Genomic DNA, 2698 nt, shown 5'->3' with positions numbered 1-2698 from the left:
AAATACTGGTGTACAACTTCCGCTACCTGCTTGGATCAGGGGTCGGATGCTTCTAATCTTCGACGAAAACACGTCAGATTCGATGAATGCAGCGCCCGCCCGGATGTGCCATGAAAGCCTTTTACGCATACCCTTCGTCCGAGCGCGAGGTCGTCACAGCAATTCGCTCCGCCCATGCGGCCCTGGGCGAGTCCCGACGTGGTCTTGAGCTACGCCTCTGGGAACAGAACGAAATTTGTGGTCTGCCGCTGACCGATCCAATCTTTGAGCATATCCGTGCGGCAGACTTCGTAGTTGCCGACATCAGCGTGCTGAACTTCAACGTGACTTTCGAAATCGGCTATGCGATCGGCCATGGAAAGCGGGTCTACCTGACCCGCAATAGCAACATCAAACGCGACGCGACCACGATCGATAAGATCGGTATATTCGACACATTGGGGTTCGAAGCCTATGCCGACGCAGACGGATTGATTAGGCTGCTGAACGGGTATGAGGGGAGCGGGGCAATCCCAGTCAGGAGGCTGCTGAACCTCAAGGCGCCGGTCTACCTTCTTCGGACTCCGCAATCTAACCAGGCCATGTTAAGCATCGTCGGTCGGATAAAGAAATCGCGATTGGGTTTCAAGGGATACATCCCAGACGATGAGCCGCGACTGTCTGCTCCTAAAGCGATCGATGATGTGGCCTCTGCATTGGGAGCGGTCGTTCCGCTTCTCCCACTGAGCTTCGCCGACGCGGAGATCCATAACATCCGCGCGGCGTTCGTTTCAGGCCTGGCTCTGGGGATGGATAAGCCCACGGCGATCCTCCAGCCTAGAACCGGGCCGGCGCCGTTGGATGTCAGGGACATCGTGAAGTCATTCGATCGTCCCGAGGATATCGCGGACATTATTGGAGAATTCGCGCTTGAGGTAACCGCGAAGCTCCAAGCCGACGACCCTCTGCCGCTCCCCAAAGGTACGTTCCTGGCAGACCTCCACCTTGGCGATGCGGTGGCTGAGAACGAATTTCAGACCTTGGGTAGCTATTATCTCAGGACCGATCAGTACCAGCGCGCGTCGCGAGGCGAGGTGAACCTGGTGGTTGGACGAAAGGGGGCCGGCAAAACTGCACTGTTCTCCCAAGTTCGCAATCAGAAGAGATCCAATACCAGCAACGTGGTGGTCGACCTCAAGCCCGAAGGTTATCAGCTCATCCGCCTCAAGGAGGATGTCCTCGATTACTTAGCGGAAGGAGCAAAGGCCCACCTGATTACCGCGCTGTTCGAGTACGTTTTCTACCTCGAAATATGCTACAAACTCCTTGAGAAGGATACCGATCGGCACCTTCGTGATGCCGCACTTTACGAGCCGTATTGCAAGCTTCAGTCCGTCTATCACAGCGGCGAGGGGGCCGAGGGCGATTTCTCAGAAAGACTTGTAGGGGTCGCGCAAAATCTTGTGGATGCGTTTAAGGCAAGCTACGGGAGCCAGGATACTGGCCAGAGGTTGAATGCCGCCCAGGTAACGGAACTCGTATATAAGCACAACATCCGCGAGGTCCGAGAGGCGCTGTCCGCCTATCTTAAATTCAAGGACAGCGTGTGGCTCCTTTTCGACAATCTCGACAAGGGATGGTCGTCGCACGGTCTGACCGATGGCGACATTTTGATCCTTCGGGGCCTTATCGATGCTGCCCGAAAAGTGCAGCATCAGATGCAGAGGGACGACCACAACTTCTACAGCATCGTCTTTGTCAGGAACGATGTCTACCAATTACTCGTCGAGGCTTCTGCTGACTATGGCAAGGAGAGTCGAGCAACTTTGGACTGGACGGATGCTGACCTCCTCAGGGAAGTAGTTAGACGGCGTCTCGTCTCAAATTCCCTACCCGAAACCACATCGTTCGAGAAGGTCTGGCTGGAGATCTGTGTTTCTCATTTCCGGGGAGAGGAAACCTCCCAGTTCATGATTGATAGATCGCTTATGCGACCCCGCAACCTTATCAAGCTGATTGCCCACTGCCGAGGCTTTGCAGTGAGCATGGGTCGACAGAAAATCGAAGAGCCGGATATAGAGAAAGGACTCAAGGCGTACTCGCTGGATCTGATAACTGAGGCCGACCAGGAACTGACCGACATACTCGGCAAGGACACAAATCTGATCTACCACTTCATCGGGGAAGGTAGGGAGTTCAACCGGAGCCGCCTTTCATTGATATTCGCTGGCGCCGGAATTGAGGAAAACAGAGCAGAGGATGTCATCCGTTTCATGATCTACTACGGCTTTCTAGGAGTAGCTGCGCAGGGTGGCGTAAGATACATTTTCGACGTCGCGTATGACATGAAACTAATGCAGGTTCTTCTTACGAAGGCCGGAGCCGAAGCTCTCTTCGTATTAAGTCCTGCCTTCGACGCAGGGCTGAACTTGTAGCCGGTCCGATCAGTAGGGGAACGTACCGATCGCGCAGAGCGCAGTATCAAGCCCACCGTAGTTTCCTCCAAGTTTCCAGCGGCGGCCGCCATCATCAGGATTCTGTCCGACATCTGGGACTGCTGTTAGAGATCCGGCTCTTCGCAGCAGCGCGATTCCGCGTCCGATTTCGCGCGTCCCAAAATTGATAACGGAACCGAAACACTCGTTAAGGGCACAAGACGGGATGCGTTCGAATGCGTTCTTTCAAAGCTTTCATGAGGAAGTATCGGAAATTTAACCCG

The 2698-nt window shown here is 54.5% G+C and carries 1 protein-coding gene; it reads left to right on the top strand.

The features are described from left to right. Nucleotides 1-110 precede the first annotated feature (110 nt). Entirely contained in the window at nucleotides 111-2414 is a 2304-nt protein-coding gene (locus I8N66_RS16470) for a hypothetical protein (RefSeq protein WP_291155318.1), read from the top strand. The last annotated feature ends 284 nt before the right edge of the window (nucleotides 2415-2698 follow it).

This window comes from Ensifer sp. SSB1 (assembly GCF_016652895.1).
Taxonomy (GTDB): domain Bacteria; phylum Pseudomonadota; class Alphaproteobacteria; order Rhizobiales; family Rhizobiaceae; genus Ensifer.
The sequence above is the reverse complement of the archived record's forward strand: the minus strand, read 5'-3'. Positions and strand labels throughout refer to the sequence as shown.

Bases quoted from the DNA above. Each gene is read 5' to 3' on its own strand.
- I8N66_RS16470 (WP_291155318.1), top strand. From the start codon at position 111: ATGAAAGCCTTTTACGCATACCCTTCGTCCGAGCGCGAGGTCGTCACA.